This is a genomic window from Ralstonia sp. SET104 (genome assembly GCF_003851545.1).
In the GTDB taxonomy this organism is placed as follows: Bacteria; Pseudomonadota; Gammaproteobacteria; order Burkholderiales; family Burkholderiaceae; genus Ralstonia.
In genome coordinates, this window is record NZ_BHVX01000002.1 from 216,824 (window position 1) to 233,435 (window position 16,612).

The window sequence follows — 16,612 nt, forward strand, 5'->3', positions numbered from 1 at the left end:
AACAAGGACTGACATGGCTTTCGGCATGATTATCATCGGCGACGAAATCCTTTCCGGCCGCCGCGAAGACAAACACCTGCGCAAGCTGATCGAAGTGCTGGGCGAGCGCGGCCTGGCATTGGAATGGGCCGAGTATGTCGGCGACCAGCCCGCGCGTATCACCAGCGTGCTCAAGCGTACGTTTGCCAGCGACGACGTGGTGTTCTGCACCGGTGGCATCGGCGCTACGCCCGATGACCACACGCGCCAGTGCGCTGCTGCCGCGCTGGGCGTACCGCTGGCGCTGCATCCGGATGCGCGCGAGCAGATCACCCTGCGCATTGCCGAAGCGGCCAACGGCGATCCGGTCAAGGCCGATGTCTCCACGCCCGAGAACCAGCACCGCTTCAAGATGGGCGAGTTTCCGCAGGGCGCGCGCATCATCCCGAACAGCTACAACCGCATTCCCGGATTCTCGGTGGCGCATCACCATTTCATGCCGGGCTTTCCGGTGATGGCGTGGCCGATGATGGAGTGGGTGCTCGACACCTACTACGCCGATCAATTCCACCGCGCGCCGCGCGAGGAGCGCTCGTTCCTGGTGTTTGGCTTGCCGGAGTCTCGGCTCACGCCGCTGATGGAGCGCATCGAAGCCGAGTTCGATGGCGTGAAGGTGTTCAGCCTCCCCAGCGTGGGCGATGCGGCGCGCGGCGAGCGCTATGCCCGCTCGCACATCGATCTGGGGGTGAAAGGGTTGCCCGAAGCCGTGGCGCGCGCCTATGTGATGCTGCGCGAAGGCGCGCTGGCGCTGGGCGGCGAGATTTTCGAGGCGGACACCACGGCGGCACCCTGACGCTCAGCCGCGGTCCTTATGCGCCGTGCCAGGGCAAACCACGGAAGCACCAGCCTTCTACGGTCTTGCGATGGCCATCGGTGTCTTTGGCGCCTTCAAAACCTTCCAGCACATCCATGGCTGCCGCATAGCCCGCTTGCGCGGCCGCCGCAGCAGCATGCTTGGAGCGCGCGGCGCTGCGGCATAGAAACAGCACTGGCGCATCCTTCGGTACGGCAGCTTCCAGCGCGCTCAGGAAATTGGCATTGCGCACGCCGCCCGGATACTGATTCCACTCCACATGCACGAACTGCTTGGGCGAAATGTCTGGCGTGCCGACCCAGTCGAGTTCGGCGCGCGTGCGGACGTCTACCAGGCGCGCATGTGGGTCTGCGGCCAACAGGGCGGCGGCCTCCTGCGGTGACAGCGCGCCGAAGTACGGCAACTGGTCAGCCTCGCGGCGGGCGGCAGCGGCTTCCAGCAGGGACTCGCGGGTGAGCGTGGTGGCAGTCATGGCGATCAGGGTGAGCGTAAGGGGAGGCGTTCATTCTAGCGCCGCCGTCACATGGTGCGAGCGAAAATCCCCATGGTGGTGCGTGCGCGGTCTGATTGCACGAAAACAGTGCATTACTGGTTCTTATGCACTCTTAGTGTGCGCTGACTATGCTGCTTGCACAGCCTTGACCCTTCTCGCGGGCGGCCCGGTGCGGCGAGGGGCGATCAGTCTGCGCGGCCTGCGCACCGTGTCAGGCATGGGCTGGCAAGACGCTGCACTGTTTGCGGGAACGCTTGCCTATTGTCAGGCGGTAATTGGCATAGTTTCTGCTAAGATTCTCGCGGTCTTTTTCGGGGGCGTCCGTTCGTGTCGGACGGCCTTGCTGGAAAGAAGATGTTTCGGAGTGAGGGCGAGTTGCAGCCGATTGAGCGGCGATCCGTCACACTACCGGCTCACAATACTTTGCGTTATTGCGCTACCAGGAGAATGGCATGTCCCAAAGCATTGCAGACGTGATGAAGCTCGTGAAGGAAAACGACGTCAAGTTCGTCGATTTCCGCTTCACCGATACCAAGGGTAAGGAGCAGCACGTCTCGGTCCCCGTTTCGCACTTCGACGAAGACAAGTTCGAAAGCGGCCACGCATTCGACGGCTCGTCGATCGCCGGCTGGAAAGGCATCGAAGCGTCGGACATGCTGCTGGTGCCGGATGCAAACACCGCGCACGTCGACCCGTTCTACGAAGAGCCGACTCTGGTGCTGACCTGCGACGTGGTCGAGCCGTCGGACGGCAAGGGCTACGACCGCGACCCGCGCTCGATCGCCAAGCGCGCTGAAGCCTATCTGAAGAGCACTGGCCTGGGCGACACCGCCTACTTTGGTCCGGAACCCGAATTCTTCATCTTTGACGGCGTGACCTGGAACATTGACATGCAGGGTTGCTTCGTGAAGATTCATTCCGAAGAAGCCCCGTGGTCGTCGGGCAAGGAATTCGAACACGGCAACTCGGGCCACCGCCCGGGCAAGAAGGGCGGCTACTTCCCGGTCGCCCCGATCGACACGTTCCAAGACATGCGCTCGGAAATGTGCCTGATTCTCGAATCGCTGGGCATTCCGGTTGAAGTGCACCACCACGAAGTGGCTGGCCAGGGCCAGAATGAAATCGGCACGCGCTTCAGCACGCTGGTGCAACGCGCCGACTGGACGCAACTGCAAAAGTACGTGATCCAGAACGTCGCGCACACCTACGGCAAGACCGCCACGTTCATGCCGAAGCCGGTCGTGGGCGACAACGGTTCGGGCATGCACGTTCACCAATCGATCTGGAAGGACGGCCAGAACCTGTTCGCAGGCAACGGCTACGCCGGTCTGTCGGAATTCGCGCTGTACTACATCGGCGGCATCATCAAGCACGCTCGCGCGCTGAACGCCATCACCAACCCGGGTACGAACTCGTACAAGCGTCTGGTGCCGGGCTTCGAGGCTCCGGTCAAGCTGGCTTACTCGGCACGTAACCGTTCGGCTTCGATCCGTATTCCGTACGTTGCCAACCCGAAGGGCCGCCGTATCGAAACGCGCTTCCCGGATCCGCTGATGAACCCGTACCTGGGCTTCTCGGCACTGATGATGGCTGGTCTGGATGGCGTGCAGAACAAGATCCACCCGGGCGAAGCTGCCGACAAGAACCTGTACGACCTGCCGCCGGAAGAGGATGCAAAGATCCCGACCGTGTGCGACAGCCTGGATCAGGCTCTCGGCTACCTCGACAAGGACCGCGAGTTCCTGACCCGTGGCGGCGTGTTCTCCAACGCGATGATCGATGCCTACATCGAGCTGAAGATGGAGGAAGTGACGCGCTTCCGCATGACGACGCACCCGCTCGAGTTCGAGATGTACTACTCGCTGTAATCTGCGAGCGCCCCGGGTGATGTGTCGGGGCGAAGAGACGGTTGTGAGAGGAGGGGCGGCGCAGGTCGCCCTTCCTTTTTATGAAGTGGGATTTTCTGGCTAGAATGATCGTCCGCCGGACTCCGGCGCCCGATTGACGTATCCGCCAGGTTCCATCTCATGTTCCGTCCTTCCCCGCGCTTCGCAACCGGACTGCTTGCCGCTCTGTCGGCGCTTGGGCTTCTGGCCGTGCAGGCGCCCGCGTACGCCGATGATGTTTATCTGTGCACCGGCCCCAACGGCGTGCCGGAGTACCGCAACAGCGGCAACGTGAAAGGCTGCAAGAAGCTGACGTTGCCCGATGTGGTGACCGTGCCGGGCACGCGCAGCCCGCGTAGTGCGGGGGCTGCGACCGCACCGGCGCAGAACAATGCGGGCGGCGGTTTCCCGCGCGTGGACAACGCCACGCAGAAGGCACGTGACGGCGAACGCCGCCAGGTGCTGGAAGCCGAGTTGGCAGACGAGGAGCGCAAGCTCCAGGCGTTGAAGACCGAATACAACAACGGTCAGCCCGAGCGCCAGGGCAATGAGCGTAACTATCAGAAGTATCTGGACCGCACCGCGCAGTTGAAGGGCGACATCGAGCGCAGCCAGGCCAATGTCGATTCGATCCGCCGGGAGCTGGGCAATCTCAAGGAGTAGGTGAACGATGCGTCGACTGATCCGCAAAGCGGCACGCCGCGATGAACAGGAACAGCCGACGCCATCTGCGGCGTCAGCCGCCGCCGGGCTGGGGGTGTCCGCAGGCGAGCCCGTCGACGGGCCGCCGCCAATTCCGTTCTCACATGGCGCACCGCCGTCGTTCCCCGGGCTCGACGCAGTGCCCAATCCCATCCTCTTCGTCCGCCATCCGGCGCTGACGATCTTCTACGCCAACCCCGCCGCTGAAGCGGCCTTGGCGGTCTCCCGCCGCCAGTTGGTGGAGATGTCGCTGCACGAACTGTTTGCCGATCCGAGCGGGCTTGCCGAGATGATCGCCACGGTTGCCGGCCGCCAGTTCGACGCCAAGCGGCGCGACGTGTCGCTCGATCGACCTGGCCACGAGCCGCTGCACGCGCATGCCGTGGTTGGGGCAATCGACTTTGCGCCGGGCGCCGTGCTGCTGGAGCTGCTGCCCAACGAGCAGAAGATCCGCAGCGAGCGCGAAGAGCGTCTGCTCGATCTGACTTCTGCCAACAAGGAACTGATCCGCAACCTCGCGCACGAGATCAAGAACCCGCTGGGCGGCATTCGCGGCGCAGCGCAGTTGCTGGAATTCGAGTTGCCCGAGCGCTCTTTGCGCGAGTACACGCAGGTCATCATCAAGGAATCTGACCGGCTGCAGACACTGGTCGACCGCTTGCTGGAGCCGCACCGGCATCCGCACATTGTTGGCGACGTGAACATCCACGAGGTGCTGGAGCGTGTGCGCTCGGTAGTGCTGGCGGAGTTTCCGCAAGGCCTGCGCATCGTGCGCGACTACGACGCAAGCCTGCCGGAGTTTCGCGGCGACAAGGAGCAACTCATCCAGGCGGTGCTCAACATCGTTCATAACGCAGCGCATGCGCTTGGCCCTCGCATTGCGCGGGGCGACGGTGAAATCATTCTGCGAACACGCGTCGCGCGCAAAGTCACGATTGCAAAACGCCTTTACAAGCTGGCATTGGACTTGCATGTGGTGGACAACGGTCCTGGTATTCCGGACGACATCCGCGAACGAATCTTCTTTCCGCTGGTGTCCGGGCGGGAGGGGGGAAGTGGGCTGGGCCTGACACTCGCGCAGACGTTCGTGCAGCAGCACGATGGCCTGATCGAATGCGAGAGCAGGCCAGGTCAGACGGATTTCCGCATTCTCGTGCCACTGCACTGACGGCAGCGCACAAGGACCAGGCCGCAGTGTCGAGATATGAAGTCAAGCAGACGAACCAACACATGAAGCCAATCTGGATAGTCGACGACGATCAATCCATCCGCTGGGTCCTTGAGAAAGCGCTGGCGCGGGAGAGCTTGCTGTCGCGCAGCTTCACCAATGCGCGCGATGCGCTCAATGCGCTGGATGACGAGACGCCGCAAGTGCTGATCTCCGACGTGCGCATGCCGGGCGGCTCGGGGCTGGATCTGCTGCAGGCCATCAAGGCCAAGCACCCGGGGCTGCCAGTCATCATCATGACCGCGTATTCCGACCTGGACAGCGCCGTGGCCGCGTTCCAGGGCGGGGCCTTCGAATACCTCGCCAAGCCGTTCGACGTGGATCGCGCGGTCGAGTTGATTCGCCGCGCGCTGGAAGAAAGCCTGCGCGAAGAGGAGATCGAAGACCGCTTGGGCGACGCGCCCGAGATCCTCGGCCAGGCGCCGGCCATGCAGGACGTGTTCCGCGCGATTGGCCGGCTGTCGCAGTCGAACGTGACGGTGCTGATCACCGGGGAATCCGGTACGGGCAAGGAGCTGGTGGCGCGCGCGCTGCACAAACACAGCCCGCGCGCGAGCGGCCCGTTCATTGCGCTGAACACGGCGGCGATCCCGAAAGACCTGCTGGAATCCGAACTGTTCGGCCACGAGCGCGGCGCCTTCACTGGCGCGCAGACCATGCGCCGCGGCCGCTTCGAGCAGGCCGAGGGCGGCACGCTGTTCCTTGATGAAATCGGCGACATGCCGTTCGACTTGCAGACGCGTTTGTTGCGCGTGCTGTCAGACGGGCACTTCTATCGCGTGGGTGGGCACAACCCGCTCAAGGCCAACGTGCGCGTCATTGCGGCCACGCACCAGAATCTTGAAACCCGCGTTAAGGACGGCCTGTTCCGCGAGGATTTGTTCCACCGCCTGAACGTGATCCGCCTGCGCCTGCCCGCGCTGCGAGAGCGCCCGGAAGACATCACGCTGCTGGCGCGCCATTTCCTGCAGAAAAGTGCCAAAGAACTGGGCGTGGAGCCCAAGCGCATGTCGGACGATGCACTGGCGCATGTCGCCACGCTGCCGTTCCCCGGTAACGTGCGGCAACTGGAAAATCTTTGCAATTGGCTCACCGTGATGGCGCCGGCGCAGACCATCGAAAGCAAGGATTTGCCCGCCGACCTCGTGCGCGGCAACGCGCAGATGTTGCCGGCCATGGGCGATGCCACCACACGGCCGGTCTTCATCGGTGAGCCTTCGCATGGTGGAGAGCCGTATGGCGTTGCGCCGTCGGTGGACACATTGCTTTCCAGCGCCTCCGTGGGCGCATCGATTGCCGCAGGTTGGGAGCGTGCGCTGGCGGGCGAGGCCAAGGCCATGCTCGAAGCGGGCCAGCCCGACGTGATGGACGCGCTGACGCGTCGCTTTGAGAAAGCGATTCTGGAGGCTGCGCTCGGGGTTACGCGCGGGCGTCGCGTTGAAGCGGCAACGCGTCTTGGCATCGGTCGCAACACCATCACGCGCAAATTGCAGGAGCTGGGCTTCGACTGACACGCCGTCAGCAAGACCAGTCCAACCGAATATCGTCGAGCTTGGCGATTGGGATTGGGCGGATTTCCGACTGCGGAATCCGCCCTTTTTTTTGCGCCGTGAATGCGCGGTGCGCTTAGTGCAGCTTGTGCTTCAGCTGCGACAGCTCTTCGTGGGCCCGCATGACGGCAGTTTCCACGGAGTGGTCTACCTTGCCGCTCGCGTTTTGGCACGCCATCTTTGCGCGGTCGGAGCACGCTTCGAGCTTGTCGATGGCTTCGACGAAGGTCTGCTGGTCGTCAGCGCCTTCCAGGCGCGAGTGACATTGGCGGGCTTGATCGTCCAGTTGCTGGATCGATTGCTTTAGTGAATCGGGCACGTCCTTGTGCGAGGCGCAGGTCCGGGCCAGTTCAGCGATGGTGCTTTCCGCATGTTCAAAACGCTGGCGCAGTTTCTCTGTTTGCATGGAGGGCTCCTGTCGGTTGCGAGAAAAGGGCGTTGGCGCCGCATGCACCGTTATGAGGCCGTCACATGATGCAAAGCGGTGCAACGCCCAACTTCGGCGCAAGCGTCGTGCCGTGTGCAGCAGGCGACGCCGGAACTCCAGCGCTTGTTGCGGTGCGAGAGGGGTGTCAGCCGCGTCAGTCGCGTCGGTGGCGTCGGTGGCGTCGGTGGCGTCAGTCGCGCGGGGCGGGCAGCGCGGGCGAGCGCGCACCGAGGATGCGCTCAGCCACTTCGGCAAAACCGCCACCGCCCTCAGCCTCGGTCAGATAAGCGGGCGGTACGGGCAGCGTGTCGATCACGTCCAACACATTGGCCACGCCTACCGAGAGTGGGAAGAACTCGAACATCGCCGCATCGTTGGCCGAATCGCCCACGAACACCCAGCGTTCGCGCTCGGCGTGCAAGTCGATGCCGAACGCGCGGCGGGCGAGGGATACGCTGGCGCTCAGTTTGTCGTGCTTGCCGAACCAGCCATTGACATGGATTGAGCTGACAGTGGCATGCATGCCATGCGTGCGCATGATGTCGACGATGTGCTGCACGGCGTGCTGCGGCAGCGGCGGGACTTGTTCGGCATGGTCGACTGCGAGGTCGGCTGCGTGCCAGGCTTGATCTGTTGCCAGCGCTGAACCCGGTACCGCGCGCCGGATCTCCGCACCCACTTCGCGGATGCGCTCCAGATTGCGTGCGCGTGTTTGTGCGTCGTCAACGAAATCGGTGGCCAGATGCCCACGCGAATCGACGCGCATGGCAAACGCGCCATTCTCGCCAATCACCGCGTCGACGGGCCACAACCGCGCGATGACTTCGCACCAGGCGATCGAGCGGCCGGTTACCGGCACGATCTTGATGCTGGCACGGTGCAGCCGCTCCAGCGCCGAGTACGTCTGCGCCGGCAGCTTGCCGCGCGTGGTGAGCGTGCCGTCCACGTCGGTGAAGACGCCGGTGATATTGCGCAGTGCATCATCCGAGAGCTGATGCAACGCCAATGGAGCGCGTTGCGCGGCAATGACGGGTGTGGTTTCAGGCGAGTCCGGAGCGGCAGGAGTAGCGGGCGGGGCGAGCATGCTGCGAGTGCAATAGAGGATGGCTTCAACCCATTCTAACGGCCGTTGCAAGCCAAACCTTGGAGGGATTTCCCGATTTCTTTGTGACAAAAAGACACGTAACATCCCGCTGTCATAAAACTGCCCGATCGTTGAACTAGAGTCGGCGCGCCGTGGTTGGAGCGAGGGAGCCCGCCGGGGTCGTAAAAACAGGAGAAATGATGTCGATCAAGAAGATTGCGGGGGCGGCGGCAGTGTTGGCCGCGTGTACGTTTGCGCAAAGCGCGTACGCAGTGACGGAAATCCAATGGTGGCATTCGATGGAAGGCGCCTTGAACGACAAGGTGAACGAGATCGCCACCAAGTTCAACGCCAGCCAGTCCGATTACAAGATCGTGCCGGTCTATAAGGGCCAGTACGATGAATCGCTGGCCGCAGGCATCGCAGCATTCCGCGCCGGCAACGCACCGGCCATCCTGCAGGTGTTCGAAGTGGGCACGGCAACGATGATGAACGCCAAGGGCGCCATCGTGCCGGTGGCCAAGATCATGAAAGACGCGGGTGAGAAGTTTGACCCGAAGGCCTACGTGCCGGCGGTGGCGGGTTACTACACGTCGAACAAGGGCGAGATGCTGTCGTTCCCGTTCAACAGCTCGACGACGATCATGTATTACAACAAGGACGCCTTCAAGAAGGCTGGCCTTGATCCGAACAAGCCGCCCGCAACGTGGCAGGAAGTGGCCGTCGACTCGGCCAAGCTGAAGGCGGCTGGCGTGCCGTGCGGCTACACGACCGATTGGCAGTCGTGGGTGCATCTGGAGAGCTTCTCGGCGTGGCACAACGTGTCGTTCGCCACCGAGAACAACGGCTTTGGTGGTGCAAAGGCTCGCCTGAACTTCAACGGTCCGGTGCAGATCAAGCACATCGAGAACCTGCTCGACATGGAGAAGAAGGGCTACTTCACCTACGCCGGCCGCAAGGATGAGCCGAAGGCGAAGTTCATCGCGGGTGAGTGCGCCATGCATACAGGTTCGTCGGCAGCCCTGGCGAACATCCGCAAGGGCGTTGGCACGAAGTTCGCCTTCAGCCCCGCACCGCTGCCGTACGAAGCCGGTGTGCCGGGTGCGCCGCAGAACACCATCATCGGCGGTGCTTCGCTGTGGGTGATGGGCGGCCACAAGGCTGAGGAGTACAAGGGGGTGGCGAAGTTCTTCACGTTCCTGTCGCGCCCGGATATCCAGTCCGATTGGCACCAGTCGACCGGCTACCTGCCTGTCACGATGGAAGCGTATGAGCTGACGAAGAAGTCGGGCTACTACGACAAGAACCCGGGCGCCGACGTGGCCGTCAAGCAGATGATCGTGAAGACGACCGACAAGTCGCGCGGGATCCGTCTGGGCAATTTCCCGCAGATCCGTCAGGTGATTGACGAAGAACTGGAAGCTGTCTGGGCCGGCAAAAAGACGCCGAAGGAAGCGCTGGACACGGCTGTGTCACGCGGCAACGAACTGCTCGTTCGCTTCGAGAAGACCGTTAAGGAATAAGCGCAACAACGCGCTTGTCGTCAACCGCCGGCCTCGTGCGCTTGCACCGGCCGGCGGTGCGTTTTTGGAATGTCGTATGGAAAAACGCGTCGTTTTCCGATCGCGCTGGCTGCCCTATGTGCTGGTCGCCCCGCAGATCGTCGTCACTCTGGTGTTCTTCTTCTGGCCCGCAGGACAGGCGCTGTATCAGTCGCTGCTGCGTCAGGATGCTTTTGGCATCAACCTCGAATTTGTGGGGCTGGAGAACTTTCGTGATCTCTTCAACGATCCGACCTACCTCGGGTCGTTCCAGACCACGGCCGTGTTCGCCATCGGCGTCGCGCTCGTCGGCTTGGGTTCTTCGTTGGCGCTGGCGTACTTTGCTGATCGCGCGTTGCGTGGCGCCACGTTCTACAAGACCCTGCTGATCTGGCCGTATGCCATTGCGCCGGCTGTGGCAGGCGTGCTGTGGAGCTTCCTGTTCAACCCGTCGCTGGGCATCGTGTCGTTCGTGATCCGCAAGATGGGCGTTGACTGGAACTTCGTACTCAATGGTGGGCAAGCGCTGACGCTGGTGGTCATCATCGCGGCGTGGAAGCAGATCAGCTACAACTTCCTGTTCTTCCTCGCGGGGCTGCAGAGCATTCCCAAATCGCTGATTGAAGCGGCGGCCATCGACGGTGCCGGGCCGTGGAAGCGTTTCTGGTCGATCGTGTTTCCGCTGCTCTCGCCCACCACGTTCTTCCTGATGGTAGTGAACGTTGTGTACGCGTTTTTTGACACCTTCGCCATTATCGATTCGGTCACGCAGGGCGGGCCGTTCAAGGCGACCGAGACGCTGGTGTTCAAGGTGTACCAGGACGGTGTGCGCGGGCTCGATATCGGCGGCTCCGCAGCGCAGTCGGTGATCCTCATGGGGCTGGTGATTGTGCTGACGATCGTGCAGTTCCGCTACGTTGAACGCAAAGTCCAATACTAAAAGGAGGGCACAAGAACCATGATTGAACGCCGTCCATTCCTGGACTTCCTCACCCACGTCGTGCTGATCCTCGGTGTGATCGTCGTGGCGTTTCCGGTGTATGTGGTTTTTGTCGCGTCGTCGCTGACGACCGAGCAGGTGCTGCAAGCTCCGATGACGCTGATCCCCGGCCCGCACCTGATCGAGAATTACCGCGAAGTGCTTACGCATGGCATGGGCAATTCGGCCACGCCGGTGGGCACCATGCTGATGAACAGCCTGATCATGGCGCTGGGCATCTCGCTCGGGAAGATCGCGATCTCCATCATCTCGGCGTTTGCGATCGTCTATTTCCGCTTTCCGCTGCGCAAGACGTTCTTCTGGCTGATCTTTGTCACCCTGATGCTGCCGGTGGAGGTGCGGATCCTGCCCACCTACAAGGTGGTGTCGGATCTAGGCATGCTGAACAGCTACTTCGGTCTGACGATCCCGATCATCGCGTCGGCCACCGCCACGTTCCTGTTCCGGCAGTTCTTCCTGACCATTCCCGATGAACTGGCAGAGGCCGCACGCATCGATGGCGCTGGCCCGCTCAAGTTCTTCTGGGACGTGGTGCTGCCGCTCTCGCGCACCAGCATCGCGGCGCTGTTCGTGATCCAGTTCATCTACGGCTGGAACCAGTACCTCTGGCCACTGCTGATCACCACCGAAAAGAACATGACCCCGATCGTGCTGGGCGTGACGCAAATGATCTCCCGCTCCGGCGATTCCGCCACCGACTGGAACCTGCTGATGGCCACTGTCATGCTGGCCATGCTGCCGCCCGCTGCGATCGTGATCGGCATGCAGCGGTGGTTCGTGAAGGGCCTGGTGGAAACCGAGAAATAAAAGAATCGAAGACTCAAGATGGCAAAACTGTCTCTACGCAACGTCCAAAAGCATTACGCCAACCTCCAGGTCGTGCATGGCATCGACATGGAAATTGGCGACGGGGAGTTCATCGTCATCGTCGGCCCGTCGGGCTGCGGCAAATCTACGCTGCTGCGCATGGTGGCGGGTCTGGAGCCCATCACTGGCGGTGAAGTGTGGATTGGCGATCGTGTTGTCAACGAACTGGAACCGGCCGAGCGCGATATTGCGATGGTGTTCCAGAACTACGCGCTGTATCCGCACATGAGCGTGTTCGACAACATGGCCTACGGTTTGAAGATTCGCGGCTTGCCCAAGAGCGATATTCAAGCGCGTGTGGAGCAGGCGGCGGGCATTCTGGAGCTCGGCAAACTGCTTGATCGCAAGCCCCGCCAGCTCTCGGGCGGTCAGCGCCAGCGTGTGGCCATGGGCCGTGCGATCGTGCGTGAGCCGGCCGTGTTCCTGTTCGACGAGCCGCTCTCCAACCTGGATGCCAAGCTGCGGGTGCAGATGCGCTTGGAACTGAAGGATCTGCATCGCCGTCTGCGTACAACCAGCCTGTACGTAACGCACGATCAGGTCGAAGCCATGACGCTGGCCGACCGCATGATGGTGCTCAATGGCGGCCGGGTCGAGCAGATCGGCACACCGCTGGAGGTGTACTCGCGCCCGGCCAGCACCTTTGTCGCCAGCTTTATCGGCTCGCCGCCGATGAACCTCGTGCCCGTGTCGCGTAATGCCGGCGGGGGCTCGCAAATCCGCGTGGATGGTGCGAAGGAGGGCGCGAATGTGGGCAATGAGGCTGCCACGCTCGGTCATCTGCCGATGGGGCTTCACCTGCCGGAGCGCGCGCTGATGGGTTTGCGCCCGGAACACATCGAGCCGTGCTCGGCCGACCAGGCCATCGCCTTTATCGACGTACGTGTGGTCGAAGCCCTTGGCGCAGATGCCTTCGCATACGGTGCGCTGGCGGGTCATCCTGTTGTGGTGCGCCTGGAGCCGCACGCCAGCGTCAAGGCTGGCGACAAGCTGCCCATTACGGCCTCGGCCGAACACCTGCACTGGTTCGATCCAGAGAGCACGCGCCGCATCGAGGCCCTGGCATGACCGACGCCCGCGCCTTGCCGGCCTGGCCGTATCCGCGCGCCATTGCGCACCGCGGCGCTGGCAAGCTGGCGCCGGAGAACACGTTAGCGGCAGTCCGCCATGGTGCGTCGTTCGGCTATCGCATGTTCGAGTTCGACGTGAAGCTCTCGGGCGACGGCGCGGCTGTGCTGCTGCATGACGCCACGCTCGATCGCACAACGAATGGCGCTGGCCGCCTCGATGCGCTCACGCTTGGCCAGATCGCGCAACTGGATGCCGGCAGCTGGCACAGCCCCGACTACGCCGGTGAGCCGGTGCCCACGCTGGCAGCCATCGCTCGCTACCTGCGTGCCAATAGCTTCCTCGCCAATATCGAGATCAAACCGGTGCCGGGTGCAGAGCGGCGCACTGGAGCGGCCGTCGCGCTCGACGCGCGCATGCTGTGGGCAAACGCTGACGTGCCACCGCTGCTGTCGTCCTTTTCGGAAGAAGCACTGGCCGCCGCACGCGAAGCCGCTCCTGAGCTACCGCGCGCGTTGCTGCTCGACAAACTGCCCGCCGATTGGCTTGACCGTCTGCGCGCATTGGATTGCGCTGCGCTCGACGCCAACCACCGCGAACTGACGCCCGAGATCATTGACGAGGCACACGCAGCGGGCTTCCGCGTCTGCTGCTATACCGTCAACGACCTGGATCGCGCCCAGTTGCTCTGGAGCGCAGGGCTGGACGGCCTGATCACCGATTGGGTGGACCGCATTTCGCCCGCCTGAATGTGATGAAAGCACTGCTTTGACGTGGCACAACGCGGGTCGTTTGTCACGTCAAAGAATCAGAATATTGCTTATAAACGTGCTATGCTTCTCGCCCGTGAAGACTTAGGTCCTTCCCGCACAACTTGTCTGTAAAAGCTGTCTCGGTGCCTCCCTTTTGCCATGCGCGATCCGGTCCGACCAGGTGATTTCAGGCGATTTAGTTTGCGATCCGCTAACCGGTCAAGCCGTGTCGCGGAAGGTTGATGAACCCGCTGAACTCCGGCAGACCCGGAGAAAAGTGAGCGCCCCATGACTGAGCTGTATAAGCAGTACCTGGACACTTCGTACCTGTCCGGCGGTAACGCCGCCTACGTTGAAGATCAGTACGAAGCGTACCTTCAAGATCCCACGTCCGTCAGCGAGGCATTGCGCGCGTACTTCGATGCGCTGCAGAACGTCCCCGCCGTCGACGGTTCCAACGCCCGGGATATCCCCCACGCCCCCATCGTTACCTCGTTTGCTGAGCGCGCCAAGTCCGGCCCGATCAGGACGATCGTCGCGTCTGCCGATTCCGACATGGGCCGCAAGCGTGTGTCGGCCACGCAACTGATTGCCGCGTACCGCAATGTGGGCCTGCGTTGGGCCGATCTTGACCCGCTCAAGCGTCAGGAGCGCCCCCCGGTTCCGGATCTGGACCCGGCTTTCTACGGTTTCACCGAAGCCGACCAGGACATCGTTTTCAACGCCAGCAACACGTATTTCGGCAAGGAATCGATGAGCCTGCGCGAGCTGGTCAACAACCTGCGCGAAACGTACTGCGGCTCGATCGGCGCCGAATTCATGTACATCAGCGACCAGGCGCAGAAGCGCTGGTGGCAGGAGCGTCTGGAAACCATCCGCTCCAAGCCGACGTTCTCGGCTGAAAAGAAAAAGCACATCCTGGAACGCCTGACGGCCGCTGAAGGCCTCGAGCGCTTCCTGCATACCAAGTACGTCGGTCAGAAGCGCTTCTCGCTGGAAGGCGGCGAAAGCTTCATTGCGGCCATGGACGAGCTGATCCAGCATTCCGGCGCCAAGGGCGTGCAGGAAATCGTGATCGGCATGGCGCACCGCGGCCGTCTGAACGTGCTGGTCAATACGCTGGGCAAGATGCCCGCCGATCTGTTTGCCGAATTCGAAGGCAAGCATGTGGACGACCTGCCGGCCGGCGACGTGAAGTACCACAAGGGCTTCTCGAGCGACGTGACCACCCCGGGCGGCCCCGTTCACCTGTCGCTGGCGTTCAACCCGTCGCACCTGGAAATCGTCAACCCGGTTGTGGAAGGCTCAGTCAAGGCACGCCAGGAACGCCGTGACGACAAGCACGGCGCGCAAGTGCTGGCTGTGCAGGTGCACGGTGACGCGGCCTTCGCGGGCCAGGGCGTCGTGATGGAAACGCTGAACCTCGCGCAAACGCGCGGCTACGGCACGGGCGGCACGATCCACATCGTCATCAACAACCAGATCGGCTTTACGACGTCGGACCCGCGCGACACGCGCTCGACGCTGTACTGTACTGACGTGGTCAAGATGATCGAAGCGCCGGTCCTGCACGTGAACGGCGACGATCCGGAAGCTGTCGTGCTGGCTATGCAACTGGCCGTGGACTTCCGCACGGAATTCCAGAAGGACATCGCAGTCGACATCATCTGCTTCCGCAAGCTCGGCCACAACGAGCAAGACACGCCGGCGATGACGCAGCCGCTGATGTACAAGAAGATCGGCACGCACCCCGGTACGCGCAAGTTGTACGCAGACAAGCTCGTCACGCAAAACACGCTGAAGACCGAAGAGCCGGACAGCCTGGTGCAGGAATTCCGCGCCGCCATGGATGCCGGTAAGCACACGGTTGACCCGGTGCTCTCGAACTTCAAGAACAAGTTCGCCGTAGATTGGCTGCCGTTCCTGAACCGCAAGTGGACGGATTCTGCCGACACCGCTGTGCCGATGGCCGAACTCAAGCGTCTGGCCGAGCGCATTACCGCCATTCCTGATCACTTCAAGCTGCACCCGCTGGTTGAGAACGTCGTCAACAACCGCGCCAAGATGGGCAAGGGCGAGCTGTCGCTGGACTGGGGCATGGGGGAGCACCTTGCGTTCGCCTCGCTCGTGGCATCGGGCTACCCGGTGCGTATCACCGGTCAGGATGCTGGCCGCGGTACGTTCACGCACCGCCACGCTGTGCTGCACGACCAGAACCGCGAGCGCTGGGACGCCGGCAGCTACATCCCGCTGCAGAACGTGTCGGAAAGCCAGGCGCCGTTCACCGTGATTGACTCGGTGCTGTCGGAAGAGGCCGTGATGGGCTTCGAATACGGCTACTCGTCGGCTGAGCCGAACACGCTGGTGATCTGGGAAGCCCAGTTTGGCGACTTCGCCAACGGCGCACAGGTCGTGATCGACCAGTTCATCTCGTCGGGTGAAGTGAAGTGGGGCCGCGCCTCGGGCCTGACGCTGATGCTGCCGCACGGTTACGAAGGCCAGGGTCCGGAGCACAGCTCGGCGCGCCTGGAGCGTTACCTGCAGCTCTGCGCAGACCACAACATGCAAGTGGTGCAGCCGACCACGCCGGCGCAGATCTTCCACCTGCTGCGTCGCCAGATGATCCGCATGTTCCGCAAGCCGCTGATCATCCTGACGCCGAAGTCGCTGCTGCGCAGCAAGGACGCTGTGTCGCCGCTGTCGGATCTGGCCAAGGGTCATTTCGAAACGGTGATCGCCGATACGGCCGAGGATCTGAACGCCGCCAAGGTCAAGCGCGTCGTGGCGTGCTCGGGCAAGGTCTACTACGACCTGGTCAACGCCCGTAAGGAACGTGGCCTGACCGACACCGCCATCATCCGTGTGGAACAGCTCTATCCGTTCCCGCACAAGGCGTTCGCGGCCGAGCTGAAGAAGTACCCGAACCTCGCCGAAGTGGTGTGGTGCCAGGACGAACCGCAGAACCAGGGCGCCTGGTTCTTCGTGCAGCACTACATTCTGGAAAACATGACCGAGGGTCAGAAGCTGGGCTATGCAGGCCGTCCGGCATCGGCATCGCCGGCTGTGGGCTACTACGCGAAGCACAACGAGCAGCAGAAGGCGCTGATCGATGCCGCGTTCGGCAAGCTCAAGGGCTTCGTGCTGAACAAGTAAGCGGTATC

At 62.5% G+C, this 16,612-nt stretch carries 14 protein-coding genes; 11 read left to right on the forward strand and 3 right to left on the reverse strand.

Annotated features, from left to right (window positions below):
* Positions 1 to 13: 13 nt before the first annotated feature.
* Complete coding sequence (locus PSUB009319_RS03625; protein WP_124380890.1) at positions 14 to 832, forward strand: competence/damage-inducible protein A; 819 nt, start codon at positions 14 to 16, stop codon at positions 830 to 832.
* Between the two features lie 16 nt (positions 833 to 848).
* Here the strand turns inward: PSUB009319_RS03625 and PSUB009319_RS03630 are convergent, their stop codons facing one another.
* A complete protein-coding gene (locus tag PSUB009319_RS03630; RefSeq protein ID WP_124380891.1) occupies positions 849 to 1,325 on the reverse strand; it encodes a rhodanese-like domain-containing protein in 477 nt (158 codons plus the stop codon).
* A gap of 473 nt (positions 1,326 to 1,798) precedes the next feature.
* Here PSUB009319_RS03630 and PSUB009319_RS03635 point away from each other — a divergent pair, with 473 nt between their 5' ends.
* The 4 genes from PSUB009319_RS03635 (at position 1,799) to ntrC (ending at position 6,673) form a co-directional block, all read left to right on the forward strand.
* A complete protein-coding gene (locus tag PSUB009319_RS03635) occupies positions 1,799 to 3,214 on the forward strand; it encodes a 3-hydroxylaminophenol mutase (protein ID WP_124380892.1) in 1,416 nt (471 codons plus the stop codon).
* A 159-nt stretch (positions 3,215 to 3,373) separates the two neighbouring features.
* Complete coding sequence (locus tag PSUB009319_RS03640; RefSeq protein ID WP_124380893.1) at positions 3,374 to 3,895, forward strand: DUF4124 domain-containing protein; 522 nt, start codon at positions 3,374 to 3,376, stop codon at positions 3,893 to 3,895.
* A 7-nt stretch (positions 3,896 to 3,902) separates the two neighbouring features.
* The gene (gene glnL, locus PSUB009319_RS03645) at positions 3,903 to 5,102 is read left to right on the forward strand and encodes a nitrogen regulation protein NR(II) (protein ID WP_124380894.1); all 1,200 of its coding nucleotides are present in this window, start codon (positions 3,903 to 3,905) and stop codon (positions 5,100 to 5,102) included.
* 62 nt (positions 5,103 to 5,164) lie between these two features.
* Positions 5,165 to 6,673 (forward strand): nitrogen regulation protein NR(I), encoded by a 1,509-nt coding sequence (gene ntrC / locus PSUB009319_RS03650; protein ID WP_124380895.1) that lies wholly within the window; start codon positions 5,165 to 5,167, stop codon positions 6,671 to 6,673.
* Between the two features lie 115 nt (positions 6,674 to 6,788).
* Here the strand turns inward: ntrC and PSUB009319_RS03655 are convergent, their stop codons facing one another.
* Complete coding sequence (locus PSUB009319_RS03655; RefSeq protein WP_124380896.1) at positions 6,789 to 7,118, reverse strand: hypothetical protein; 330 nt, start codon at positions 7,116 to 7,118, stop codon at positions 6,789 to 6,791.
* A gap of 211 nt (positions 7,119 to 7,329) precedes the next feature.
* A complete protein-coding gene (locus tag PSUB009319_RS03660; protein WP_124380897.1) occupies positions 7,330 to 8,223 on the reverse strand; it encodes an HAD-IIB family hydrolase in 894 nt (297 codons plus the stop codon).
* A 200-nt stretch (positions 8,224 to 8,423) separates the two neighbouring features.
* Here PSUB009319_RS03660 and ugpB point away from each other — a divergent pair, with 200 nt between their 5' ends.
* The 6 genes from ugpB to PSUB009319_RS03690 all read left to right on the forward strand — a co-directional run bounded on the left by ugpB (position 8,424) and on the right by PSUB009319_RS03690 (position 16,604).
* On the forward strand, positions 8,424 to 9,746 hold the full coding sequence (gene ugpB / locus PSUB009319_RS03665) for a sn-glycerol-3-phosphate ABC transporter substrate-binding protein UgpB (protein WP_124380898.1): 1,323 nt from the start codon (positions 8,424 to 8,426) through the stop codon (positions 9,744 to 9,746).
* 76 nt (positions 9,747 to 9,822) lie between these two features.
* Positions 9,823 to 10,704, forward strand: a complete 882-nt coding sequence (gene ugpA, locus PSUB009319_RS03670) for a sn-glycerol-3-phosphate ABC transporter permease UgpA (RefSeq protein WP_124380899.1) — start codon at positions 9,823 to 9,825, stop codon at positions 10,702 to 10,704.
* Positions 10,705 to 10,722: 18 nt separating this feature from the next.
* Positions 10,723 to 11,571, forward strand: coding sequence for a sn-glycerol-3-phosphate ABC transporter permease UgpE (ugpE, locus tag PSUB009319_RS03675; protein WP_124380900.1), 849 nt, complete (start codon positions 10,723 to 10,725; stop codon positions 11,569 to 11,571).
* 18 nt (positions 11,572 to 11,589) lie between these two features.
* Positions 11,590 to 12,699 (forward strand): sn-glycerol-3-phosphate import ATP-binding protein UgpC, encoded by a 1,110-nt coding sequence (locus tag PSUB009319_RS03680; RefSeq protein WP_124380901.1) that lies wholly within the window; start codon positions 11,590 to 11,592, stop codon positions 12,697 to 12,699.
* Entirely contained in the window at positions 12,696 to 13,448 is a 753-nt protein-coding gene (gene ugpQ, locus PSUB009319_RS03685; protein WP_124380902.1) for a glycerophosphodiester phosphodiesterase, read from the forward strand. The genes PSUB009319_RS03680 and ugpQ overlap by 4 nt, the downstream gene beginning before the upstream one ends.
* A gap of 291 nt (positions 13,449 to 13,739) precedes the next feature.
* The gene (locus PSUB009319_RS03690) at positions 13,740 to 16,604 is read left to right on the forward strand and encodes a 2-oxoglutarate dehydrogenase E1 component (protein WP_124380903.1); all 2,865 of its coding nucleotides are present in this window, start codon (positions 13,740 to 13,742) and stop codon (positions 16,602 to 16,604) included.
* The last annotated feature ends 8 nt before the right edge of the window (positions 16,605 to 16,612 follow it).